The following is a 25,834-nucleotide window of genomic DNA, read 5'->3' as shown; positions in this document are numbered from 1 at the left end:
TATATAAAAAATCAAGACCTTGGATAAATAAATAGTCAAGGAATTGTATATTGTCAAGTTCTTATAATAAACCTTTCCAGCCGCTTGTACTCCCTCGAAGGGTTATTTATGATGAATTCATGGGTCAAAAAGAATTGGATATTAAGATATCCTGTCAGTATAACAAGGAAGATCTCGAAAGGAATATCAAAGAAATTCTCAAGATTAAGAACTTTGAATATACCATCCTAAAGAAGAGTCTTGACAGCCGCAGAAAAGATAAAATTCATTGGTTGATTCGCCTAAAAGTCCATTCAAATGAGATTAGAGAGTCAAAATCCAAGTTTTTGAGTCCAGAGACAAGCACTCTAAAGGTTCCGAAGATTTCAGTATCCAAAGAGGTCATTATTGTTGGAACCGGACCTGCGGGTATCTTTTCGGCTCTGTACCTGCAAAGAGCCGGTTTCAGGGTCACTTTGCTTGAAAGAGGAAAAGATGTCCGGCAAAGGGTAAAAGATATTGAAAAACTTGAAGAGGCCTCTGTATTCACAGAAAACAGCAACTACAGTTTTGGTGAGGGAGGTGCCGGAACATTTTCCGACGGAAAGCTGACTTCCAGGAGCAAACACATAAAAAAAGAGAGACATTACATCCTCCATGAGTTTGTAAGATACGGTGCTCCCGAGGAGATCCTCTACCTTTCACACCCCCATATAGGCAGTGATAAACTGATTCCTATTGCTGAGAATATGAGGCATGAATTTCAGGAACTGGGAGGAACCATCCATTTTGACTGTACCCTCGAAGACATCCAGCCCAAAGAGGGCCGACTGCAGAGTGTCATCACCAGCCAGGGAGAAATTCAAGCTGATCTTTTCATTCTTGCAACGGGCCACTCCGCGCTGGACACATTCAGAATGCTCATAGGTCGGGGAGTTCCCTACAGGGCTAAGAATTTTGCCTTGGGATTCCGGATGGAACACTCCCAGGAAATGATCAATAGAATTCAATGGGGATGTCCATCCCTGGATGGCGTTAAAGCCGCCGAATATAGACTGACATCAGGAGCGGGGACACTTCCTGTGTATAGTTTTTGCATGTGCCCAGGAGGAAAAATAGTCCCTGCAGCAGCCTTTAAAGAGAGCAATATTGTCAACGGAATGAGCCTTTACAACAGAGACGGCTTTTTTGCCAATGCGGCCCTCGTAGCGGGGATATCCCCCGCTCTTATTAAAGAGACGCCCCCCTCGGCTCTGGAAAGTATGGAATGGCTAGAATCTCTGGAACAAAAATTCTACAGAGAAACCGGAGACTACAGAGCCCCTTCTATGACCATTGCCGATTTCCTCTCATCCAAGGCCACAGGATCCATCCTCCCCTCCTCTTATGCACCGGGTCTCTCCCCTTCGGACCTGACAAGGCTCCTGCCCGAAAGCGTCATTTCTTCTCTTCAGGAGGGCTTAAAGGATATCTGCCGCCGAATGCCCGGATGGGAAAACGGGCAGCTATTGGGGCTCGAGAGCAAGACCTCCTCTCCCATACAGGTCATAAGAGATGGTAAAAGCGGGCTCTGTGAGAGTTTTGAAAACCTCTATATCTGCGGAGAAGCCTCAGGATGGTCAGGAGGCATTATTAGTTCTGCATCGGACGGCTTGAAAACGGCTCAGGCACTGGCCCTGCTATACCAATAAAACTGGTATAGAATGGATTTTACTTGAAAAGCCTTCCGGCTGCTGATACGATGAAGCAATGAAAACAATAAAAAAAATATTCAAAGATATAGAAATTCAAAATCAAAGGGGCGATATGGATCTAGAAATCAGCTCCTTGGAGTATGATTCAAGATCGGTCGGTCCCGGAACCCTCTTCTTTGCCTTGGAAGGAGTTCATACTGACGGACACAAATACATAGATCAGGCCATTCATCAGGGAGCTTCTGGCGTTGTCTATTCCCATGACCTGGATTTTTTTTCAGAGGGAGTCTGCTATTTAAAGGTCAAAAATACAAGGCAGGCCCTCTCTCCCGCATCTGCCGCTTTTTATGATTATCCCTCAAAAAAACTTAAAGTAATCGGCGTGACCGGAACCGATGGCAAGAGCACGACAGTCTCTTTTATCCATCAGCTTCTGGTGATGGAAGGCAGGAAGTCGGGCTTTCTGTCCACGGTCAACTATCAGGTGGGACGTACCATACAGGCGAACCCCTACAGACAATCCACCCCCGAAGCACCCCATATTCATAAGATTCTCAGAGAAATGGTAGACAACGGTTTGGAATACGCCGTATTGGAAGCCACCTCACACGGTCTTTCAGTCAAAAACTCCCGTCTTGCCGATGTGGATTTTGACGTGGCAGTCCTAACAAATGTCACCCATGAACACCTCGAATTCCACGGGACAGTGGAACAATACCGCCTGGATAAGGCTAATTTATTCAAAAAAATTGCAGTCTCCTCTTCTGAAGAGACCTTCGGTGTTGTCAATGACGATGATCAGTGGTCAGAAATCTATATGGATGCCGTCGGTGAAAAGCCTGTATTCCTCTACAGCCTGAAAAACAAGGATGCAGACCTTTGGTGCAGTGATTATAAAAGTGATGAAAGGGGAATCGCTCTCACCTTCAATCTACCCAATGGGAAAAAAAAGAGCCGCTTGAATATGCCCGGACTCTTCAATGTAGAAAATGCCATGGCAGCCCTCCTGGTCGTTTCTGAGATTCTGGAAGAAGACGCCCTGGAACTGCTTGAAAATGTACCAAAGCTGGTGGGTGTTGAAGGAAGGATGACCCCCATCAATGGAACTATGCCCTTTTCTGTACTGGTGGATTATGCCCACACACCCGGTTCTTTTGAAAAAATACTGCCCCTGGTAAAGAGTGATGTCCAAGGGAAACTCATCGTTCTTTTCGGCTCCGCCGGAGAACGTGATATTGAAAAACGCTCCGAACAGGGTGAAATTGCGGATGACTACGCCGATATCATTATCCTAAGTGATGAAGATCCACGGGGGGATGATCCCATGGATATCCTCAAGGATATTGCCGAGGGAATCACATCCAAGGACCCTGATAAAAACCTATTCCTCATCCCAGACAGACGGGAAGGCATGAAAAAAGCGATAGAATTGGCCAGCGAAGGGGATATGATACTCACCCTGGGTAAAGGTCATGAAAGCAGTATCATCTATGAAGACGGTCCCCATCCATGGAAGGAAGCGGACGTCCTTAAATCACTTCTCAAAGAAGCGGGATACACAATCGAATAGATTTGTCTCGTCCTCGTAATGTAAAAATCTCTATCAGGCAATGCCTGGTAGGGATTTTTTTTTAAAGAGATCAACTTTTCCTGTATCTGAATAAGTGGTACAGAAGAAGAAAAAAATAATGCAGAAGATTGGAAACGGGATCAGGGTGTCAGATTCAGACTTCCCATACAGAGGAATCCCACCACAACACCGAGTAGAGTCCCCATGAAGACCTGGGGATAGGTATGGCCCAACAGCGTCTTCAATGCTTTGGGACTGTTCCCCTCTTCAAAAAGATGGGACAGTTCGACAATCAAAGAATTTAGAATCTCCGCGTGACGTCCTGCCGCCCGGCGAACACCGGTAGCGTCATAAATCACAATGGCACCAAAAACAATGGCAATGGCAAAGTAAGGACTCTCGACCCCGTACTGAATACCACAGGCTGTAGACAAAGCGGCCACGGCTGCAGAATGGGATGAAGGCATCCCTCCTGTCTCGGTCAGCCTGTCCAGGGCCAAGCGCTTTTCCAAGGCCAAAATGAGTATAACCTTGGCCACCTGGGCAACCAGCATCCCCATAAAGGCTGAATAGATGAGTGGATTGTAAGTGAGAAAGTTCATCATTCCTCCGGAAAACCCGACAAGAAAAATATTCAGTCCGGATTATAAAAATAATACATTTATTTTAGAAGCTTCAATGACAGCATATAACATTAGCATAGCTACCATGACTTGAGAAGAGGTATTAATCATGTTAATCTATCTTCATGAATAAAACATCAGTCGCTCTGCTTTATGGCGGGCGCTCGGGAGAACACGAAGTGTCCCTCCGTTCAGCCGCCTCAGTTTACAAACACATAGACCGTGAAAAATATTATATCCACCTCATAGGCATCAGCCGTCAGGGAACTTGGTACCTTCAAAATGCTCCAAGTACCGCTGATGAGGTGCTCAGCATAGAAGAAGATGCCCAGATGATGATCTCCGTGGTGCCAGGACAGGGTCTGAGTTCTCATACCGGCCCTATATCTGTAGATGTTGTCCTACCAATCCTTCATGGAACCTTTGGAGAAGATGGGACCCTTCAGGGCCTGTTGGAAATAGCAGGCCTGCCCTATGTGGGTGCCGATGTGGGGGCCAGTTACCTCAGTATGGATAAGGATATAACCAAAATCATCTGGATGCATCACAACCTTCCGGTCGTCCCATTTAGAAGCATCAGAAAGAACCAGACCGAGGCTGTCGGATTTACCTGGAACGCCCTCCTGGAAGACCTGAAGAAAGAATTTTCCCTTCCTCTGTTCATTAAGCCCTCCCAATGCGGTTCCTCAGTTGGGGTATCCCGGGTCGAAAAAGATGAAGCCTTTCAGGCAGCCATGGAAAAAGCCTTGAAGTATGATAGAAAAGTCCTCATAGAACCTGCGGTCAATGCCCGCGAGGTGGAGTGCTCTGTCGTAGGAAATGATACCCCCAGAGCCTTTCCTCCCGGAGAGCTGGAACCCAGTCATGAGTTTTATGATTACGATGCCAAATATGTCGATCCCGATGGGGCTAGCCTTGTGATTCCGGCAGTGTTATCAGAAACAGAAGCCTTGGAAGTCAGAACAATTGCCGAAAAGGCCTATGCCGTTCTAGGCTGCAGCGGCATGGCGAGAGTCGATTTTTTCATGGACAGAAACAACGGCAATCTTTATCTGAATGAAATCAATACTATCCCCGGATTTACAAGCATCAGCATGTTTCCCCTGATGTGCGAATCGGGGGGGCTGGCCTATACGGAATTGCTGGATGAACTTATATCACTGGCTTTGTCAAAATATAAAAGCAGAAGTGCCTTAAGCTTCACAATAAAGTAATTTGTTAACCATATTCTAACTCTCTATACTTAGAATCCGGAGGTATTATGGCAGAATCAATCAAAAAAATCGGAATACTTACTGCAGGCGGGGATTGTCCCGGTCTGAATGCGGCCATTCGGGGTGTCGGAAAAACTGCGATCCTCAAATACGGCATGAAGGTATACGGTTTTTCCTCCGGATATCTGGGCCTGATCAATGGTGAATACAGAAAACTGGATGAAAAATCACTTTCCGGGATTCTGACTCTGGGAGGAACCATACTGGGAACCTCGAGAGAGAAGCCCTTCAAACAGGGCGAATATGAGGATTATATCGGCAGTAAACCCGACAGGATTCTTGAAAACTATGACCGCCTTGGGCTCAATGCATTGATCTGTATTGGTGGAAACGGAACCATGAAAACAGCAGGGAAACTCCAGGAACTGGGGTTAAACGTCATTGGCGTACCCAAGACCATTGACAACGATGTATGGGGCACGGATATGACCTTCGGATTTGATTCGGCGGTCAATATTGCCACCGAAGCCATAGACAGGATGCATACCACAGCCAACTCTCACAAAAGGATCATGGTGGTGGAAGTCATGGGACACCATACAGGATGGCTGACTCTCTTTTCGGGGGTCGCTGGCGGTGGCGATATGATTATTCTCCCCGAAATAGACTGGAGCCCTGAGGTTCTGAAAGAGTATCTGTTAAGGCGTTTGGATGCGGGGAAACCCTACTCCATCGTCGTTGTAGCCGAGGGAATTAAACTGCCTAAAAAAAGAAGCAAGAAGAAACCTGAGTCTGCCGGAGCCGTTCTTGCTGGAATGATTCAGAACCTGACGGGAATAGAAACAAGAGAAACCATCCTGGGTTATATCCAGCGCGGAGGAACACCTTCTCCCAGGGATAGAATCATCGCCACAGAGCTGGGGGCCTATGCAGCGGGTATGGCGGCGAATAGAGAATTTGGCCGCATGGGAGCCTATAAAGGCTATAATCTGGTCTCTGTCGGCCTGGATGAGGTGGCGGGGAAAATTAAATACGTCCCCACCGATCATCCTCTGATTCAACATGCACGATCCATCGATACATGCTTCGGTGACGGGATGCCTGCCATTAAAAATAGAAAAGGATAAGAAATGCCCCAAATCACTCCACCAAAAGAGAGGGATTACCCTTTTTTTAACAAGGAAATGAGCTGGCTTTCATTCAATGCCAGAGTTCTCCAGGAGGCCGAAGACCAGAGAAACCCTCTGGGAGAACGGATGAAATTCATGGGCATCTACTCTTCAAATCTGGATGAATTTTTCAGAGTCCGAGTGGCCATGATCAGACGCCTGTGCAGAATGGGACAGGAAGGGGCCAATATTCTAAAAGAAGACCCTGCTGAGGCTCTTCTCAATATCCAGAAAGAAGTGGGGATTCAAAGAAAACGATTCAATACTACTCTCAAAAAGCTCTACAAGGAGATGTCTGAACATGGAATTCAGCTCCTGGATGATCATAACCTGAATGAAGAACAGATTGCCTTTTCAAAAGAGTATTTCGAGAGAGAAGTCCGGCATAAAATCTTTCCGATCATGATAGATAAGCGGTACAAGCTGCCCGAGATGAAGGATAAGACCCTCTATTTGGCTGTCGAATTGAAAAGGACTGTGCGCAAGGAAGTAAAGACCAGCTACAGCATCATCGAAATTCCCACCAAGGTCCTTCCCCGCTTCATAAAACTTCCCGAAGAGGGGGAAGGTCAGAAAATCATCCTCATCGATGAAATAGTCCGCATTGGTTTACCCTCCATTTTCAGAGACAGCCACTACCACAGCTTTAGAGCCTGGAACTTCAAGGTTGTCAGGGATTCTGAGCTGGACATTGATGAAAATGACGACAGCCTCAGTTATATGAGTAAGATCAACCAGAGTATTCAGAGGCGTAAACTGGGCGATATCATATGGTTTCTTTACGATGTGGATATGAATGAAGATCTTTTTAATATGTTTCTTAAGAAGATGAGATTCCGAAAGCATGATACGGTGACCCCCGGTGGGCGCTATCACTATTTCAGCGACTTTATCCGTTTTCCAAAAATGGTTAACCTACCCTGCTGCGAAAACGATTCTCCTCTGAAACACCGTCATTTTCCCCAGGGAGTTCGTATCTTTCCTGCCATCCGAGCCAAGGATACACTGCTCTACTTTCCCTATCACTCTTTTGATACAGTGATCGACCTTCTCAGAGAGGCCTCTATTGACCCCAGGGTTGAGAGTATCAAGGTGACTCTCTACAGGGTGGCCAACTATTCCAGCGTAGCCAACGCCTTGATCAATGCGAGAAAGAACAGGAAAGAAGTTCTTGTGATTATGGAGCTTCAAGCCCGGTTTGATGAAGAAAACAATATTTATTGGGCGAACTTGCTCAAGGAGAACGATGTTCAGGTTATTTTTGGCGTAGAAGGACTCAAGGTTCATTCAAAACTACTGTTAATTTCCCGAAGAGAGAAGGGAAAAATCAACCGCTATGGAGGCATAGGCACGGGCAACTTGAATGAAGATACAGCCCGGATCTATACAGATTGCTTCCTTTTGACCGCCCATAAGGAAATATTGGAAGAGGTGGATGCTCTCTTTGATTTTTTTGAAAACAACTACAGACACCGAGGGACCAAACACCTCCTCATCTCCCCCTATGGCCTCCGTTCTGGTTTGACCGAACTTATCGATAATGAAATCAAATGGGCCCAGCAGGGGGAAAAAGCCTCAATCAGGATCAAATTGAACAACCTCAGCGACGAAGGCATCATTCAGAAACTTTACGAAGCCTCCCAGGCTGGAGTATCCGTGAAGATCATCGTCCGTGGCCGTTTCTCACTGGTTCCGGGAATTGAGGGCTTCAGCGAAAATATAAAGGCCATAAGCATTCTGGACAGGTACCTGGAACACGCCCGTTTTTTTATTTTCAGAAACGGCGGAGATAATAAATGCTTCATTAGCTCTGCCGACTGGCTGGGCAGAAATATTGACAGGCGGGTGGAAGTAACCTGCCCTATTTACAGAAAGAGTATTAAACAGGAACTAAAAAGTATATTTGATATCCAGTGGGCGGATAATACAAAAGCTCGTATACTGGATAAAGATCTGAAAAATGAATATGTCATCCAGAAAGAAGGTGATGAATCTGTGCGTTCACAGGATTCTGTTTACACCTATCTGATTCAGAAGACTGCCAGGAGTTGATATGCCAGTTTTTATAAACCGTGTTCTCAATATGAAAAACATCAAGGTCATCGGTTTTGACATGGACTATACGCTTATACGCTATCATGCCGAAGCTTTTGAAGAGCTGACCCATAAATTGGCTGCAAAGCGCCTTTCAGAAAGAGTTGATTACCCGGAGGAGGTGAAAAATCTTGTTTTCGACTTTCAAAGAGCCATTGTGGGCCTTGTTATTGATAAACGAAATGGAAATCTCTTGCAGATTAGCCGCCATGGGAAGGTAAAAATTGCCTATCACGGCCTGGAACCTCTGGATTTTCATAAGCAACAGATCATCTACCAGGAGATGGCCATCGATCTGAGAGATCCAGATTTTCAGAGCCTGGACACGAGCTTTGCCATTTCTTACGGTGTACTCTTCAGTCAATTGGTTCAGATGAAGTCAGAAGGATATTCTCTGCCCGGATATAGGGAGATCGCTGAAGATGTCAACCATGAAATTGATATTCTACATCAGGATGACAGCATAAAATCCAGGCTCAGAGCCGATTTTGACAGGTATGTCATCAAAGACCCCAAGGTTGCCGGGATGCTGGAACGCTACAGAGACTATGGTAAGAAGCTGATGATCATCACCAATTCCGACTATTCCTATACAAGACAGTTGATGGATTATGCCCTGAATCCCTACCTTAAAAAGCATAAAACATGGCAGGATCTTTTTGATATTGTCATCACATTTGCGGACAAACCCCGGTTTTTTGAACAAAAAGGACGGTTTCTCAGAATCGACCCCGAGACAGAGCTGATGAGCAACCACACAGAGCCTGTGGACTTTGGGATTTACCAGGGTGGAAATTTTCATAAGCTTCAGAAAGATTTAGGCTACTCAGGAAGTGAGATCCTCTACCTGGGCGACCATATTTATGGTGATGTAGTGTCCATTAAAAAAACCTGCAACTGGCGGACAGCCCTTGTCCTGGGAGATTTGGAAGATGAGATCAGCGGCCTTATAAAATCAAAGGATGTACAACAGCAGATCAACAAGCTCATGGATGAAAAGCTGGCCCTTGAAAAAGAGATCAACTTCATCGACGCCAAACGCTTTGAAGGAGAGAATATCCCCAGAAGCCGTCTAACGCCCCTATTTGACAAGATGGATGGCCTGAATTCGAAAATATCGGAGCTTCTAAGACAGTATAAAATCTTCTTCAACCCCTATTGGGGAGAGATTCTCAGAGCCGGCTTCGATGAAAGCCGTTATGCTGAACAGGTCGAAAAATATGCCTGTATCTATATGACCAAGGTCTCTGATCTTTATGATTATTCACCCAAGACCTATTTCCGGCCTTATAGAAGGATCATGCCTCATGAGGATATGACCCTGTTGAGCTAGAGCTCAGATTTCCTGCCCCTGTACGGGGTTATACCTGGCAAAAGCAGCTAGCCGTCGAGGATATCCTCAACCTTCGCAGAAATCCCCTACCCACATCGAAGAAAATACTGGTTAAAACGTTAAATAAACTATCCTTTTGAATTAATGAGTATAAAACACGGCTATAATCCAACTATAGGATGTTTTTATAACTTAAATGTTGACGAACTATAAATCTCATGTAAGAATGAGCTTGGTTGGTTCATAGCGCAACCAACCAAATGATTCAAAAGGAGGTTCCGTTGAAGCTGAATGCTGTCAGAAGAAATAGAATAGTCAACACCTCCCGAATAATCAGAGAGATATGGACCGCAAGGTCAATTTCCAGGGTAGATCTTTCTAGAAAACTGGATCTGAACAAGTCGACGGTCACCAACATCATTGGGGGATTGCTGGAAAGCAAACTCGTACTGGAAACAACAGAGGGCCCCTCCACTCCTCAAGGTGGTCGAAAACCTGCACGGCTAGAAATCAACAGGAACTATGGATATATACTCGGCCTTGAAATACGGCCCGAATCCTATACTGTCGTGGCAGTGGACATTTTAGGTGATATTCTTTTTTCAAGAACCGAATCCATTCAAATCAATGCCGATAATTTTAAAACCGTTTTTTTCAAGATCCAGTCTGAACTTGAAATTGAATTGTCCTGGATAGGACGCCCCCTCATCGGAATAGGCATGGGCGTCTCTGGAATCATCGATGCTCCCAACAGAATCATCAAGGCATCCATCCCCCTTAATTTTACAGAACCCTTTGACCTATACCGGGAAATTGCCCTGCAGTCTAAGGTTCCAGTCTATGTAGACAACGACGCGAACTCCTGTGCCTGGGGAGAATTGACCTTTCATAGGACACAGAATCTAAAAAACTTTCTATTTTGCCTGATTGAATTCAGGGATTTCACCAAGTCTTCCCAGCAGACAGCCATTGGAATGGGCATTGCCCTTAATGGAAAGGTCTATTATGGAAGGAATTGCTCTGCCGGTGAGTTCAGAAGCCTTTATTGTAATACAGAGGACAATGCGGGGCAGATTTCACTAGATTATGCCAGAGATATTCCTATCATCGAAGAACCCGAAATCATCGAACGCTTCATCAGGGAACTCTCACAACATCTGGCTCTTTTTGTGAACACCTTCAACCTCAGCCAGGTGTTTTTAGGTGGCGACCTTGGCCCTCATATGACAGAACGTTTTCGAACCATCCTCAATGAAGAAATCAGTAGAAACTGGCCATATCAGGAACAAGTAGACTGTGAAGTCCGCTTTTCCACCCTGGGTGATAAGTCGGTAGCCTATGGCGCCGCAGGTTTGGTCATGAACAGGATATTTATAGATTTGGAGGTTCTGGATGCCGAAGACATACATCGTTTCGGTTCTCTAGAGCTGGTTGGGAATGACGCACTTTAACCGGGAGACCCCGCTAAAGGGAGCGATGATCCATAGAGTCTGACTGAAGAAACAAAAAGTTCAGTCAGAGCATTATTTTAGGAATTCCGGCCGTATGTGCCGTAATATTTTAGGAGGCTTTTTATGAAAAAATTGCTTGGACTTCTATTAATGACAGTCTTAATCGCAGGTTCCTTGTTTGCTGCAGGAGGCAAAGACAGTGCCGCAGCTGAAGAAAACAAAATGGTTGTTGTCAAGACCATGGCTTATGGAGACAACTCCAACTCAGAAGGAGTGAACTGGGTCAGAGTCGTCAATACATTCCACGAAAACAACCCAAACATCAAGATTGATTTTGAAATGCTTTATGATGAGGCATATCACCAGAAGGTTGTTGCCAGACTCGCATCAGGCGACGTTCCACACCTTGCCTATATGGGTGCCGATGCCCGATGGGGTGCTCCCTGGAAAGAAGCAGGACAGCAGTATGACCATAGAGATATCATCGATTCTTCCTTTTACGATTTGAATTTGATTCCCCCCATGGGACCCAATGGTGAAATCTACGAGATCCCCCTGGGAACTTCCAATATAACTACTGTTCTCTACATGAACAAAGCCCTTGTTGAAGAGCTTGGTTTCTCCCAGCCTAAAACTTATGCCGACCTCAAGGCCATGGTTCCCGCTGCTAAGGCAGCCGGTCTGGAAGTGGTCTCCATCGATGGTGCAGACGGCTGGGCATGGGGTTCCTGCCTGATGTCAGTTATGGCCGCCAGAACTTCCGGAGATCCCCAGTGGGTTTCCAAGGCCGTGGATGGTCAGTTTAAGTTTACAGACAAAGAATTTGTTTCCGCCCTTGAATACATTGAAATGATGGTCAATGACGGTGTAATCAGTTCTAAATCCGTTCTTGTAGACTATGGAACAAACATCTCTAATTTCAGCAACAAGAAAGCACTTTTCATGGTACAGGGACAGTGGGCAGCCGGTGGAATCGAAAATCCCGAGGTTTCCGACAATACTGTTATGATGGCATGGCCCGAAATGCCCGGTGAAAAATCAAGCACCAATGGTTCTGTTGCCGCAGCAATCCAGGTAGGATACGGTCTGACAAAAGCCGGTGCCGCCGATCCTGAGGTAAAAGATGCAGCCATGAAGTTTCTCAGTGTATTCTACAGTGAACCTGAAACAACTCAGAGACTCAGAGACGGTGCTATTGTAGCGCCAATTTTAAAGGGTTACACAGTTCCTTCAGACCTTCCTGCCATCATGAAAGAAAAGGTAGCCCTGGCACAGAAGGCCTTGAATACCGATGTTATTGATGCCTACCTCAGCGGAGCACCCAATGATGCCCTGAATGCGGGTATGCAGAAAATTGCTTCCGGACAGGCTACGGCTGCGCAGATTGCTGCAGAAGTCGAAGGACTTCTCCGCTAAGGTTCAGCAGATTGTTAATGTTTTCGGGGATATGAAAATATCCCCTTTATTCCAGAGGAAAGGTTTACAACAAAGTCTTCCTTCTGGATAATTTAAGCTTGAGGGTTCCTCCACCGGGATGAACCCTCAAGTAACTTTCAGGAGTTTTTCATTGAACAGAAGAGATCGAAAAGCACTCATTGTGTATATCGGCATGGTCGCACCGGGGCTCTTGGTGTACCTGTTTATTGTGGCTTACCCGGTCTTGTACTCACTGTGGCTCAGTATTACAGATTTTAACCCCAACAGAGGGGGAGACTGGTCATTCGTCGGATTCTTACAGTACAAAACCATGTTGGAAGATCCCAATTTCTGGCATTCCCTCAAAAACAACCTCATCGTTGTGGCTGTCTCCGTTTTTGGCCAGATTCCAGTAGCCTTTGTATTGGCCTATATCCTCTACAGGAATAAGGTAAAAGGAGCTTCTTTTTTTCAATCCATGGTCTTTCTACCCCAATTTTTGTCCACCATCGTCATCGGGATTCTCTGGAAACGCATGTTTTCTGCAGATGGTCCCGCGTCCAGACTGATTCAGATCGTCACAGGGGACCCCATGGCTCAGTTTGACCTCATGCTGAAAGCAGACACGGTTATGTACCCTATCGGGTTTGCCCTGATATGGATGTACACCGGATTTTATATGATTATTTTTTTGGCAAACCTTCAAAAAATGAATCTGAACATGATTGAAGCAGCCAAGATCGACGGTGCGACGGAACCTCAAATTTTCGGGCGGGTCATTCTACCCTTATTAACAGGAACCATTGTTGTCTCGACCATTCTGGCTATTGCCGGATCCTTGAGGGGTTTTGACCTGATTTTTGCGATGACAACACAGGGTTTGCAGCGAAACAATGCCATGGTACTACCCATATTCATGTATCAAACAGCCTTTCAGGATTATAGAAATGAAATGCGCTTTGCCTATGGCTCTGCCATATCCAACGCCATTGTTGCCATATCCATTGCTCTCATTGTATTCAGTAATTTTGTGGGCTCCAAGCTCAACGCCAACGAGGAGTACTGATTATGACAAATGAAGTCAGTCGTAAATCCCCCGGCACAATCGCCGGAACCATTCTATCCTACTCCGTCTTTGTACTTTGGACACTGATTACGATCATTCCTCTAGTCTGGATGCTCTATTCATCTTTCAAGTCCAATGAAGAGCTGACTAGAGACATATATGCTCTGCCCTATGATCTGCTCCACAATGCCGAAGATGAGTACATTGTCATTGCTCCCGCTTTAAATGTGACCCCCGACTATGATATCAAAACAGACAAACGGGAACGACTCATCATTGAGTCCACCACCATCGCTCCCACACGGCGGCTGATGGTTCATTTTCTCTTGAAAGAGGACCTTCCTCCAGAAATTGCCTCACGGCAGCCTGGGGACAAACTGATCATCAACGAACTTCCCCGGTCCATGCAGAGGCTTATCCATAGAAAGACAATCTGGTTTAACTACCGTTCTGCCTGGGAGAGAGGGGGCCTAGCCGGTAAATTTTTTAACAGCCTCATCTATGCAGGAATTTCCACCTTCCTCATTGTTATTCTTGGCTGCATGATAGCCTTTGCCATCAGCAAGATGCAGTTTAAGAGGATTTCAATGGTCGTGATGGGAATCATTGGACTGGGCTATTTGATCAGCATCAATTCGGTGATCATTCCGCTATTTTTGATGCTGACCAAGGTTGGTTTGACTGACACCCATCTGGGAATCATTCTGGTATACACAGCCTTTGGTATGCCCCTTTCTGTTCTTCTGGCAACACAATTTATGAGAGGGCTTCCAAGTAGTTTAATAGAATCGGCATACATCGATGGAGCGACCGTCTTTAGGACGTTCCTAAGCATCATCTTACCCATGACCGTGCCGGTTGTGATCACCATCAGCATCATTTCTGCTCTGGGAATCTGGAATGAATTCCTACTGGTTCTGGTACTGGCCAGCTCAGACTTTACAAAATCACTCCCCGTGGGAGTCTTCTCCTTCTCTTCACTGACGAGTACACAGTTGGGATGGCAGCTGGCGGCCCTAGTCATTGCCACCATACCCGTCATGATTCTCTACTTTGCCTTTAACAAACAGCTGACCAGAGGTGTCGTAGCTGGTGCCGTTAAAGGTTAATGACAACATCTATGTAATGTTCATTGGTACCGGTATACCTACCGGTGCCTTTTTTATTTGAAAGGAAACTGAAATGAGAAAAATTGATTTGACCGGGACCTGGTCCCTGAAATCCACCGACGGAAAGATACAAACTGAAATAGAACTCCCGGGTGATGTCCTTACGGCCCTCATTGCCGCCAAGATCATTCCCCATCCCTACAAGGGACGAAATGAATTGGAAGTCCAGTGGGTCAATCAATTGGACTGGGTGTTGGAAAAAGATATTGAAATAGAAGAATCCTTTGAGAATCTCCAGACTTTTTATGCGGAAGTTTTGGATACAGTCGCCAGGGTAGAAGTGAATTCCCAGGAAATTGGAAGGAGTGACAACATGTTCATTCCCGCCCGTTTTCCCCTTGATAAGGCGCTGAAAAAGGGAAGCAACAAAATTTGTATCTACCTGGATTCACCTGAAAAAACAGCTTGTGACAGGGCAGAAGACTACCCCTACCCTGTTCCGACTACAAGCGCCCCGGTTGCCTCACCCCATCGAAACTTTTTAAGGAAAGTACCCTGCCATGCGGGTTGGGACTGGGGTCCCTGCCTGATGACCTCCGGTGTCTACCGAAAGTTAGAACTTAATTTTTCAGACACCCGCCTTGAAAACATACACACGGACCTTCAGGCAGAGGGCGAGGAGTGGACAGTCAGGGTCAGAGGAGAAATCATCTCGGCAAAGGACCAGGAAAGTGAACTGATAATGAGCCTGGCCGGTTGTGAACTCCGGGAAACAACAGATTTGACAGAGGGACTGCAAAGTTTTGACAAAACCCTCACAATAAAATCCCCCTCCCTGTGGTGGCCCAATGGAGAGGGAGAACAAAAGCTATATCCCCTGAAGATCTCTGTAGGAGACAGCGAAAAGACTCTGAACATCGGATTTAGAACCATTGAGGTGATCAATCAGGAGGATGAAACAGGACTTTCCATGTACTTTAGGGTCAATGGTAGGGACATCTTTGCCAAGGGAGCCAATTGGATTCCAACGGATGCCCTCCCGGCAGGACAGGATCAGGCCAAGGTTCAAAATCTTCTGGAATCAGCCTCTAAAGTTCATATGAATATGCTCCGGGTCTGGGGAGGCGGTCAGTATGAGTCAGAGGAATTTTATGAACTCTGTGATCAATTGGGCCTCCTGGTGTGGCAGGACTTTATGTTTGCCTGTTCCTTATACCCTACCAATTCCGAGTTTCTCGACAGCGTTGACAGGGAAGTCCGCTCCCAGATCCCACGTCTGAAAAACCATGCATGCCTGGCCCTGTTCTGCGGCAACAATGAAGACGTCGGAGCCCTGACCTGGTATGAGGAATCAAGGAAAAACAGAGACCTGTACATCATTGATTATGACCGTTTAAACCAGGGTGTCATCGCTAAGGCAGTCAAAGAATTGGCTCCCGGGCATACATGGTGGCCCAGCTCTCCCAGCGGTGGAGAAAATGACTACTCAGATTGCTGGCATGATGATACACGAGGTGATATGCACTACTGGTCTGTCTGGCATGAAGGAAAACCCTTTGAAAGCTTCTATGACATACTTCCCCGCTTTTGCAGTGAATTCGGTTTTCAGTCTTTTCCTGCCTTCAATACAGTCAAAGAGTACGCTCCGGAAGAGGAGTGGAATGTGACCTCACCGGTAATGATGCATCATCAGAAAAATCTAAAAGGGAACGAGATCATCATATCCACCCTGAGCCGTTATTTTAGGTTTCCCCAGAAATTCACTGATTTTCTGTATCTCAGTCAGGTTCAGCAGGCCTGGGCCATTCAAACCGCCGTAGAATATTGGAGAGCCAACCGTCCCAGCTGTATGGGAGCTCTGTACTGGCAGCTCAACGATAACTGGCCCGTTGCCTCCTGGGCCTCCATTGACTACACAGGAGCCTGGAAACTGCTGCATTATGGTGCCGCCCGATTTTTTGCCCCCCTTCATATTGCAGGCTGGGTAAAGGATGGAAAAATAACAATAGCGGCCATGAATGACAAGGATCACAGTGTGAAGGCCAGGGCCGTCCTGAACTACAGGAACTTTAAGGGAGAGATCATCCAAACCCTCACAAGAGATCTTGATTTAGAACCCCGTTCCTCCAAGCAGTTTTACAGCACAGACCTTCCTGAGGAATCAAAAAGACAACATGAGTTTTTAGAGATGAAAATGGAATGGGAAACGGGTACAACAAGCAACGTACTCCTCTTTGATGTTCCCCGAATGTGTACTCTCGAAGCCGCAGAGATTTCCATGAGAGGAAGAGAATCTCAAAACAATACAACCCGGACAATTGAATTGACGACGGACAAACCTGCCTTTTACCTGTATCTGACTTGCCCTGAAGGAGGATCTTTTTCGGATAATGGATTCCATCTCATGCCCGGGGAGATCAAGGTTGTAGACTACACCCCCGGAAATGAAACAGAAGGAAAACTGGAGGAAGTAGAACTGACTCATCTGAGACAAAGTTATTGATAAATTTTAAACATAAAGAGTTCTCATTCCCATGGAACCCTTTATGGATTAGTATTCAGTAAGAATATTGATCCATAAAGGATTTTCAGGGAGAAAAAGTCATGGTTAGAACTAATATGATCAAGAGCAAGGTGCTCACATTTGATACGGATATGACTGTTCTTCCACAACTGAGAAAAATTTTCGATGCTAACCATCTCAGTGGGATTCGTTCTGTGGGAGATCCATCGATTATTCATATCATACTGGATAAAAACATACTTCTTGGAGCCATCTTTGTGAATAACAGGGGAAATTGGAAGGATTTATCGGTCCGCATAAAAGAAATCAGACCGGAACTTCCCTTGTTTCTGCGTGTTGAAGAACCTTCTGAGGCAGATGAGATACCCACCGAAATGGCATGGTACTTCGACGGCCTATTTCATATCAATGAAGAAGAGAAAATCAGCCAGTACTTAAAAACTCATATTTTTATCCGCGACTATCCCTTAGAAATGATTCGTCACATTCAGAATTTTTCAATCCATTCAATCAAAGCCATGATCCCCGAGGCCGTAGTTCACAGCCTCCCTCCCCTCATGATCAGAGACAAGGTTATCTATGGAGAAATAACATCTCTCATTCCTGTCAATACAAACTGGTGCCGTGGTTACCTCATGCTCCAGTGCGATATGAGAGAACTCCATGAAATTCTTGGAACTATGAAAAATCCAGCCTTCAGGGGAAGTATTGACGAAGTAGTTCCTCCTATCATCAGTGAACTTACAAATCTATTTTGGGGAAGTTTTAAAACAGTCTTTCTCAAAGAGGGATTTCTTGAGGAGAGCGGTCCGGACATACAGGTTCCCATTCTTGTGAATCATAAGCTGAGAAACATCTCTTTTGGAGGAGATATTCCTCAACTCTGTTTTGAGTACATCATAAAGGAACCCGGCGGACTCAAAAGACAGACAAGGATCGTTCAAAAATTCATTTTCAACCTCAGTTGGAATCCTAACATGGCCGCAGAATATGATTATCAGGACCTTGTTGAGGAAGGGACCATAGAACTTTTCTAAGGAAAGACGGTCAGTAAAACAGAAGCTTAAACCGGTTTGAGAATACACCAGCAACGTTCCCGGGACAAAGATTCCAGTTCCGGTCCTGGATGAACGGCAACGGGACAGGCACAGGCTTCCAGAAGGGGTAGATCGTTCAGGCTGTCAGTATAAAAAGCACACTGATCCCAACTCAGAGACTTCTGTTTCAGATAAAGGCCGGCCCAATGGACTTTACCCTCTTTGAAACAAAGGGGCTGTCTCATAGCGGTAAACGCATTACCATCCACACAATAATCGCTGGCGAGGCAATCCTCAAGTCCTAAAACCTTCTGCAGAGCCGCAGCGATCACAGCATCCTGTGCGGTGATCAGAACATTGCTGATCCCTTTTTGCTTATTTTCCTCCAGGAGATCTTTCATCTCCCTATAGATGTACTTTTTAGAAACAAATAAGGCAAAGGCCTGAGCCAAATTGTGGTACTGCTGAACCGTCATGGACCTGGCTCTGGCGAGATGATAGGCTCCGTATTCTATATCAGTCAGTGAGTGCTTGTAATAGAGCCTGTTAATTTTTCTCAGCCTCCACAAATCCAGAAGCCCCTTAAGACTCCTACGGCTCCGCCATTGTGCCCAGAGCAAATCTGTATCCCGTGATGTCAGAGTCTCATCCAGGTCAAAAAAGGCCAACCTGATATTCTCAGGCACTGAGTGAATGCATTTTTTCATTAGGACAGAGTATAAAAAAGGCTGACCAGCAGGGCAAGGCAGAGAGCAATAAAGTTTGTAAATTCACCTATAGAATAAATAAAAGGAGTGAATCGGGTCATAATCTGACCTATAATATTTAAATAGAACGAATATCAGGAGCTTTTCATGAATAAAAACATCGGCTTTGTTTCCTTCAGAATTGCCGGGACAGACGGCGTCAGCCTGGAAATTGCAAAATGGGCGGAAGTCCTGAAGAATATGGGAAACCATAATTTTTACCTGGCTGGTGAGCTTGACCGTGATCCGGCTGTTTCCATGGAATATCCTGAACTGCATTTTCAGCACCCCGTTACCAAGAAGATTTATGAGCAGTGCTTCAGTCAGAAGAACCGTCCCGAGGAGTTAACCGGAGAGCTTCATTTCTGGCGCCAGGAAATCAAAAAAGTCCTCTATCAGTTTGTTGAAAAATTCAAGATTGATTTACTCATCCCTCAAAATGCGGTGACCATTCCCCTGAATGTATCCCTGGGTCTGGCCATTACGGAGTTTGCCGCCGAAACTGGTATGCCTATCATCGCCCATCATCACGACTTTTTCTGGGAACGAAAACGGTTTCTGACAAACTGTGTCTGGGATTTTATCAACTCCAGCTATCCTCCCCACCTCGGGAATATTCAGCATGTGGTAATCAACACTTCTGGGCAGAACCAGTTGGCCTTGAGAACAGGAATTTCATCAACTCTGATACCCAATGTCATGCATTTTGAGATGGACCCTCCCGGTAAGGACGAATATAACAGCGATATCCGTCAGGCCCTCGGTGTGGAAGAGGATGAACTTTTGATTCTACAGCCTACGAGGGTTGTCCAGAGAAAGGGGATAGAACACGCTCTGGAAATGGTCTCCCGCCTGGATAGGAAGGCGGCCTTTGTCATCTCCCATGCTTCGGGAGATGAGGGATTCGAATATGAAAAGAGGGTGCGTGATTATGCCCGATTATTGAATGTTCGCGCCATCTTTGTGGAAGATATCATCTTGGATCAGAGAGGAAGGACCTCCGATGGCCGCAAAATTTATACCCTTCAGGATCTTTATCCCTATGCCGATTTTGTTACCTACCCGTCCCTGATAGAGGGATTTGGAAACGCGTTTTTGGAAACCATATGGTTTAAGAAGCCCATTCTGGTGAATAACTATTCCATTTATGCAACAGATATTAGACCCAAGGGCTTCGAAGTTGTCGAGATTGATGATTTTATTACAGACGAAACCATCAAGGAAGTACAGCACCTGCTGGACAACCCAGATGAGGTCAAAAGGATATGCGAAAAAAACTATATGCTGGCTTTACAGTACTATGGTTTTGCCACATTGAAGACAAAATTGATCAGTCTTCTTTCAAACGTCTTTGGAAGCCAATACATTCAAGATTGTGAGGATAGAGACTAAAACGTTATATTATATCGACATATATGATTGATTATTATATTTATCATATTTTTTTAATTTTTCTTCTTGCATAATTAGGCAATCCTAATTATATTTAAAACAACTTAAGCATGTCTGTTAGTCTGCTTGGGGATTCCCGCTCCTTCTGGAACGTTGGATCAAATGACATAGATTCCTTTATAGACAGTTTTTTGAGCCCCCTGTAATGGTGTAATACAGGGGGTTTTTTTTATTATTCCCCTATATTTTCTCCCAATTCGCTCCTCTTTGTCAATAATCGTTACAATTTTATCGAATAGCCCCATATTCAGGTTGACACAAAGGAGTCTCTCATAAAATACTACACAAGATCTGAAGGTTCCCCGCTTAGGCCGGTTGCCCAGGATTCATCAAAATCAACGAACCTCAGGGTCACGACCTGAAGGAGAGAAACCATGGATTACCCCGAATTTCTAAACGTCTCCGAGCTCAAAAAACTGGCATCCCGTAGGGCACCGGACCAGGTGGAAATGGAAGCGATTTTAGACAAAGCCTTAAAACTCAAGGGATTGAACACAGAAGAGGCGGCCGCTCTACTGGCTGTAAGAGACGAAAAACAGATCCGCCTCATCATGGACGCTGCGGAAAAAGCCAAAGAGACAATTTACGGTAAACGGATGGTGATTTTTGCCCCTTTATATTCGGGCAATCACTGCAGCAATAACTGCCTCTACTGCGGTTTTAGAAAAGACAACAAGGATATTGCCCGCCGTAAGCTGAATCAGGATGAAATAACCCAGCAAACCCGCATGCTTCTAAAGGAAGGGCATAAACGTCTCCTACTCCTTTCAGGGGAATCGGGGCACTACCCCTTGGCATACCTCAAAGAGTCCCTCAAAACAATCTATTCGGTCAATGAAGAGGGAGCCTCCATTCGTAGGGTCAATGTAGAAATAGCCCCTTTGAGTGTTGATCAGTTTAAAGAACTGAAAGAGTGCAGCATCGGCACCTATATCTGTTTTCAGGAAACCTATGATCCAGACCTTTACAGGAAATACCATATAAGCGGCCCCAAGTCTAACTATGAAAACCGACTGTTTGTGATGCACCGCGCCATGGAAGCGGGCATCGATGATGTCGGAATAGGAGCTCTCTTCGGACTGGGGGATCACCGCTTCGAGGTACTGGCTATGATGAGACATGCCGAAGAGCTGGAGAGGCTATACGGCTGCGGTCCCCATACGGTCAGTGTTCCCCGCATTGAGCCTGCTCCCGGTTCTGAATTGACAGAGAATGTCCCTTTTCCCGTCGATGACGACGCCTTCAGAACCATCATTGCCGTCATCCGCCTTTCCCTACCCTACACGGGGATCATACTCTCCACCAGAGAATCGGCAGAACTAAGACAGGAACTATTCAGATACGGTGTGAGCCAGGTTTCTGCCGGTTCCAAAACTTCCATAGGGGGTTATACCGAAAAAGAAGCTGAAAACCAGCAATTTGCCTTGGGAGACCACAGGAGCATGGAAGAGGTCTTAGCAGATATGGTGGGCATGGGATTCATCCCCTCCTTCTGTACGGGTTGTTACCGCAAAGGCCGTGTGGGGCAGGACTTTATGGATCTTGCGAAACCGGGACTGATCAAACACTACTGCCTTCCCAACGGGATTGTCTCATTTGCGGAGTATTTGATGGATTTTGCCGGTGAAGAAACCCGCCAAAAGGGATTTGCTCTGATCAATAAACTAACAGAGGAAGAGAGTGATTCTGTTGTCCAAGGAAACATACGATCGTCCTTGGAAAAAATAACCGCCGGCGAGCGGGACATCTATCTTTAAGGTTATGCAAAGTATGGAAAACAAAGAGAGACCACAAGCTCTGAGTCCACAAGAGATTAAAGAACTATTTTACAATGCCACCACACAAGAGCTCATCACCAGGGGTGGAGAGCTTTGCCACAGGGTTCACGGACCCCATGTTCTTCTCCGGGGACTGCTGGAATACACAAATTATTGCGGGAGCAACTGTCTATATTGCGGGATTCGTCACGACAATGGGGAGGTTCATCGATACCGCATTGAAGAGGAGATGTTGCTGGAGGCCGTTCAAGCCGGTTTTGACAGGGGAATCCGAACCTTTGTGTTACAGGGAGGAGAAGACCCCCAGTTTGACAATGACAGGATTTGCCGTCTGGTAGAGGCCATTAAGGCCCTCACCGGCGGCGAGGCGGCGGTCACCCTGAGCTGCGGAATGAGAAGCCTCAACCAATATAAGGAGATGAAGGCTGCCGGCGGCGATCGCTACCTCCTCCGTTTTGAAACCTCTGATCCTGAACTTCATGCCTATGTGAGGAATGGAAGTACACTGAAGGCACGACTCATGGCATTGGAATACATCCGGGAAGCCGGTTTCCAAACAGGCAGCGGTTATATGCTGGGACTGCCGGGAGAAAGAACAGAAACAAGGCTGGAGAATGTGCTTTTGGCTCAAAGACTCAAACTGGATATGGTTGGAATCGGCCCCTTTATCCCTCACCCACAGACCCCTCTGGGTAAGGCAGCTCAAAAGCCCCTAGAAGAATCAATCAGGGGTGTGGCGTTGTTGAGACTGGCCCTTCCCGAGGCTCATATCCCGGCCACAACGGCGGCTGGGTCTCTTTGTAAGGATGGCAGGGAACAGATGATTGCCGCCGGAGCAAATGTTCTCATGCCCAACCTGACCCATATTGAATTCAAAAAGGACTACCAGCTCTATCCGGGTAAAATCTGCCTCGATGAAAGCGGAATACAGTGTATTGGATGCCTGTCCATGAGGATAAGACCTCTGGGACGGGAGATTAGTTTTGACAGGGGCGATCCTCCCCGGTTTGAAGGGGTACAAGGATGAGGCATTACGGGAGAGAAACCGAAAAAGCCCTGGCCATACTGGGTGAGGGACAGACCCCCAGAAAACTGATACAGGCCTACGGAGAGGTCAAGCTGGCCTGCATTCGGGCCCAACAGGAAGAAGCCTCCCTCTACCCTCCCGACTTTTTTATCCTGCTGGAAGATGCGGCACTTGAGGTGATAAGAGGAGACCATGACAATCAATTTCCCCTCCCCTTGGCTCAGGGAGGGGCTGGAACAAGCCTTCATATGAATTTTTGTGAGGTCCTGTCATCCCTGGGCAACAGCCGGACGAAGGGTCAGTTCAAGGCCCATCCCCTGGAGCATATTGGGCTGTACCAGTCCACTAACGACACCCTGTCAACGGCGGTCATTCTCATGAGCTTCCGTCTTTTAGAAGAGATAGAATCAAAAATAATCCGACTTCAGGAAGAGCTGGTGTCCCGTGAAACTCTTTACCAGGAGTGGGTCATGACCGGAAGGACTGAGATGCAGGATGCCCTGCCCATGACTCTGGGCCAGCTCTTCGGCGCTTGGGCCGGACCCGTTGAGAGGGACCGCTGGAGGCTGAACAAGGTGAGAGAACGGCTGCGCCTGATTCCTCTGGGAGGTACGGCGGTAGGGACGGGATTCTCCGCCCCCAGAAAATACGTATTTGCCGCTGAAAAGGCTCTGCGCCGGATTACGGGTCTCCCCTTGTGCCGGAGTCAAAACCTCTGCGACCAGGTAGCCCATTGGGATTCGCTGGCAGAAAGCGCCGGAGTTTTAGGCCTCTGCGCCGAAAATCTTATCAAGTGGACCGGAGATCTTCTGCTCTATTCCTCTACCTTTCTGGGAGAGATTCCCCAGGAGGAGCAGCAGTTTGGCTCTACCATCATGCCCTCCAAGGCCAACCCGGTGCTGATTGAACTGATCCGCGGTCTGTCCCTGGATGTTCATTCCTCCGCAGATCTGGTCAAGCGCTACGCCAGCGAAGGTCAACTGCAGCTCAATGCCTACTTGCCCTTCATGGCGGAGCATATGATCCGCATGGGTGAAAAACTCTCCAAGGCACTGTCTACCGCATCAGAGAGGCTTTTGCCGGCTTTAAAGCCTGATAGAGCCCTCATGGAGGAACACCTTGTCAATTCATCGGCCCTGATCAATACTCTGAGGGAGCCCCTGGGTTACCAGAATGTAAAAGAACTGCTCCCTCTCCTGCGAAAAGCCGGTTTAAAAGATAGGCAGGAGCTGATTCAATGGTTATCACAAAACAGCAGCATGGACCTCAAAGAGCTGGAAGACCGCCTTCATCTACACCATTTAACCTCGGGAGGAAAAATATGAGTCAAACAGAAACGGCCCTGGCAGAACTGCAGCATATTGTACTGGCAGGGGTCAGGAATGCGGGTAAATCTTCACTGATGAATAATCTCTTTCAAAAAGAGGTGGCCATTACCTCCATGGTTCCTGGAACCACAACGGATCCCGTGACCCGTAAGATTGAACTGGGAAAACTGGGCATGTGCGCCCTAACAGATACGGCTGGACTGGACGACCTGGGAAAGCTGGGTGAACAGAGGGTAAAAAAGAGTCGGGAACGGATGCAAAGCGCCGATTTGATCCTCTTTGTCAGTCCCATAGATCGCTCTCCCAGCCAGGAAGAAAGAGAGCTCAAAGCCTGGTTGGAAGAGCAAAAACGCCCCTGGTTGGGTGTTCTGACCTTTTCAGACAGAGACAGAGCCGATGGAAAAGAAGATTTTTTTCCAAAGGACCGGCTGATCACTGTGGACAACACAAAAGCTGAAACGGTTCTGGCGCTTATCAAAAGAATGGAAAAGTTCAGCATGAGTCTTATAAAAGAGATGACCCCGGTTGAAGGACTGGTGAAGGAGCAGGATCTGGTTCTGCTGGTCACCCCCATTGACCTTGCGGCTCCCGCCGGACGGCTTATCATGCCCCAGGTGGAAACCATTAGAGATTTACTGGACAGGGATTGCGCTGCGTTGATTGTCAAGGAACGGGAGCTCTATCATTTCTATAATCATTTGGGAATCAAACCCTCGCTGGTGATCACCGACAGTCAGGCCTTTCACAAGGTGGCGGCTGATATCCCGGAGGACCAGCCCCTCACTTCTTTTTCATTGCTCTTTGCCCGTAAAAAAGGAGATCCCGCCTTTTTCATCAGGAGCCTGAAAGCCCTTGATAATTTCCCTGAAAACGGCCGGGTCCTGGTGATGGAATACTGTTCTCATCACAGACAGGCCGAAGACCTGGGAACGGTGAAAATTCCAAGGCTCTTTCGGCAGCTGGTAGGTTCACGCGTGGAGTTTGCCCATAGCCGAACCCTCCCGGAACACCCGGAAGACTGGGATATGATCATCCACTGTGCGGGTTGTATGACCACCCAGAAAGCCATGGACGAACGGCTGGAAATTTTCAGAACCAGAAATATCCCTGTTCTCAACTACGGCTTATTTCTGGCATGGGCCAACGGCTTATTACCCAGGGCCCTGGAACCCTTCGATGATCTGATGGAGATTTATGAGAGCGTTTAAGACCCCAATTAGGCGT

19 protein-coding genes are annotated in these 25,834 nt (G+C 46.6%); 17 read left to right on the top strand and 2 right to left on the bottom strand.

Annotation, left to right across the window (positions count from 1 at the left end; translation table 11 throughout):
• Positions 1-119: 119 nt before the first annotated feature.
• Together EXM22_RS03185 and EXM22_RS03180 are read left to right on the top strand one after the other, a co-directional pair.
• Complete coding sequence (locus EXM22_RS03185) at positions 120-1,670, top strand: NAD(P)/FAD-dependent oxidoreductase (protein WP_149485119.1); 1,551 nt, start codon at positions 120-122, stop codon at positions 1,668-1,670.
• Between the two features lie 58 nt (positions 1,671-1,728).
• On the top strand, positions 1,729-3,243 hold the full coding sequence (locus tag EXM22_RS03180) for a UDP-N-acetylmuramoyl-L-alanyl-D-glutamate--2,6-diaminopimelate ligase (protein ID WP_149485118.1): 1,515 nt from the start codon (positions 1,729-1,731) through the stop codon (positions 3,241-3,243).
• A gap of 140 nt (positions 3,244-3,383) precedes the next feature.
• On the opposite strand, the gene EXM22_RS03175 is transcribed toward EXM22_RS03180, so the two are convergent.
• Entirely contained in the window at positions 3,384-3,848 is a 465-nt protein-coding gene (locus tag EXM22_RS03175) for a divergent PAP2 family protein (RefSeq protein ID WP_246157071.1), read from the bottom strand.
• Positions 3,849-3,991: 143 nt separating this feature from the next.
• On the opposite strand from EXM22_RS03175, the gene EXM22_RS03170 reads away from it, so the two are divergent.
• The 10 genes from EXM22_RS03170 to EXM22_RS03125 all read left to right on the top strand — a co-directional run bounded on the left by EXM22_RS03170 (position 3,992) and on the right by EXM22_RS03125 (position 18,279).
• Entirely contained in the window at positions 3,992-5,080 is a 1,089-nt protein-coding gene (locus EXM22_RS03170; RefSeq protein WP_149485117.1) for a D-alanine--D-alanine ligase family protein, read from the top strand.
• 47 nt (positions 5,081-5,127) lie between these two features.
• Complete coding sequence (locus EXM22_RS03165) at positions 5,128-6,207, top strand: 6-phosphofructokinase (RefSeq protein WP_149485116.1); 1,080 nt, start codon at positions 5,128-5,130, stop codon at positions 6,205-6,207.
• A 3-nt stretch (positions 6,208-6,210) separates the two neighbouring features.
• On the top strand, positions 6,211-8,301 hold the full coding sequence (gene ppk1 / locus EXM22_RS03160) for a polyphosphate kinase 1 (RefSeq protein ID WP_149485115.1): 2,091 nt from the start codon (positions 6,211-6,213) through the stop codon (positions 8,299-8,301).
• A 1-nt stretch (position 8,302) separates the two neighbouring features.
• Positions 8,303-9,676 carry an HAD-IG family 5'-nucleotidase gene (locus tag EXM22_RS03155; protein WP_149485114.1) on the top strand — a complete coding sequence of 458 codons (1,374 nt, stop codon included), beginning with the start codon at positions 8,303-8,305 and terminating at the stop codon, positions 9,674-9,676.
• Between the two features lie 281 nt (positions 9,677-9,957).
• Positions 9,958-11,127 carry an ROK family protein gene (locus EXM22_RS03150; RefSeq protein ID WP_168203316.1) on the top strand — a complete coding sequence of 390 codons (1,170 nt, stop codon included), beginning with the start codon at positions 9,958-9,960 and terminating at the stop codon, positions 11,125-11,127.
• 123 nt (positions 11,128-11,250) lie between these two features.
• Positions 11,251-12,543, top strand: coding sequence for an ABC transporter substrate-binding protein (locus EXM22_RS03145; RefSeq protein ID WP_149485112.1), 1,293 nt, complete (start codon positions 11,251-11,253; stop codon positions 12,541-12,543).
• Between the two features lie 151 nt (positions 12,544-12,694).
• Positions 12,695-13,609, top strand: a complete 915-nt coding sequence (locus tag EXM22_RS03140; RefSeq protein WP_210411542.1) for a carbohydrate ABC transporter permease — start codon at positions 12,695-12,697, stop codon at positions 13,607-13,609.
• Between the two features lie 2 nt (positions 13,610-13,611).
• Positions 13,612-14,718 (top strand): carbohydrate ABC transporter permease, encoded by a 1,107-nt coding sequence (locus tag EXM22_RS03135; RefSeq protein ID WP_149485111.1) that lies wholly within the window; start codon positions 13,612-13,614, stop codon positions 14,716-14,718.
• A 73-nt stretch (positions 14,719-14,791) separates the two neighbouring features.
• On the top strand, positions 14,792-17,221 hold the full coding sequence (locus EXM22_RS03130; RefSeq protein ID WP_149485110.1) for a beta-mannosidase: 2,430 nt from the start codon (positions 14,792-14,794) through the stop codon (positions 17,219-17,221).
• A 101-nt stretch (positions 17,222-17,322) separates the two neighbouring features.
• Positions 17,323-18,279 carry a chemotaxis protein CheX gene (locus EXM22_RS03125; RefSeq protein ID WP_149485109.1) on the top strand — a complete coding sequence of 319 codons (957 nt, stop codon included), beginning with the start codon at positions 17,323-17,325 and terminating at the stop codon, positions 18,277-18,279.
• Between the two features lie 26 nt (positions 18,280-18,305).
• Here the strand turns inward: EXM22_RS03125 and EXM22_RS03120 are convergent, their stop codons facing one another.
• Positions 18,306-18,986 carry an HAD family hydrolase gene (locus EXM22_RS03120; RefSeq protein WP_149485108.1) on the bottom strand — a complete coding sequence of 227 codons (681 nt, stop codon included), beginning with the start codon at positions 18,984-18,986 and terminating at the stop codon, positions 18,306-18,308.
• A gap of 147 nt (positions 18,987-19,133) precedes the next feature.
• On the opposite strand from EXM22_RS03120, the gene EXM22_RS03115 reads away from it, so the two are divergent.
• The 5 genes from EXM22_RS03115 to hydF all read left to right on the top strand — a co-directional run bounded on the left by EXM22_RS03115 (position 19,134) and on the right by hydF (position 25,818).
• Positions 19,134-20,417 (top strand): glycosyltransferase family 4 protein, encoded by a 1,284-nt coding sequence (locus EXM22_RS03115; protein WP_149485107.1) that lies wholly within the window; start codon positions 19,134-19,136, stop codon positions 20,415-20,417.
• A 434-nt stretch (positions 20,418-20,851) separates the two neighbouring features.
• Entirely contained in the window at positions 20,852-22,234 is a 1,383-nt protein-coding gene (gene hydG, locus EXM22_RS03110; RefSeq protein WP_149485106.1) for a [FeFe] hydrogenase H-cluster radical SAM maturase HydG, read from the top strand.
• 4 nt (positions 22,235-22,238) lie between these two features.
• A complete protein-coding gene (gene hydE, locus EXM22_RS03105) occupies positions 22,239-23,282 on the top strand; it encodes a [FeFe] hydrogenase H-cluster radical SAM maturase HydE (RefSeq protein ID WP_149485105.1) in 1,044 nt (347 codons plus the stop codon).
• Positions 23,279-24,607 (top strand): lyase family protein, encoded by a 1,329-nt coding sequence (locus EXM22_RS03100; RefSeq protein ID WP_149485104.1) that lies wholly within the window; start codon positions 23,279-23,281, stop codon positions 24,605-24,607. Before hydE ends, EXM22_RS03100 begins: the two co-directional genes overlap by 4 nt.
• Positions 24,604-25,818 (top strand): [FeFe] hydrogenase H-cluster maturation GTPase HydF, encoded by a 1,215-nt coding sequence (gene hydF / locus EXM22_RS03095; protein ID WP_149485103.1) that lies wholly within the window; start codon positions 24,604-24,606, stop codon positions 25,816-25,818. Before EXM22_RS03100 ends, hydF begins: the two co-directional genes overlap by 4 nt.
• Positions 25,819-25,834 lie beyond the last annotated feature (16 nt).

Source organism: Oceanispirochaeta crateris (genome assembly GCF_008329965.1).
Taxonomy (GTDB): Bacteria; Spirochaetota; Spirochaetia; order DSM-2461; family DSM-2461; genus Oceanispirochaeta; species Oceanispirochaeta crateris.
This window is presented reverse-complemented; position numbering and strand designations above follow the sequence as displayed.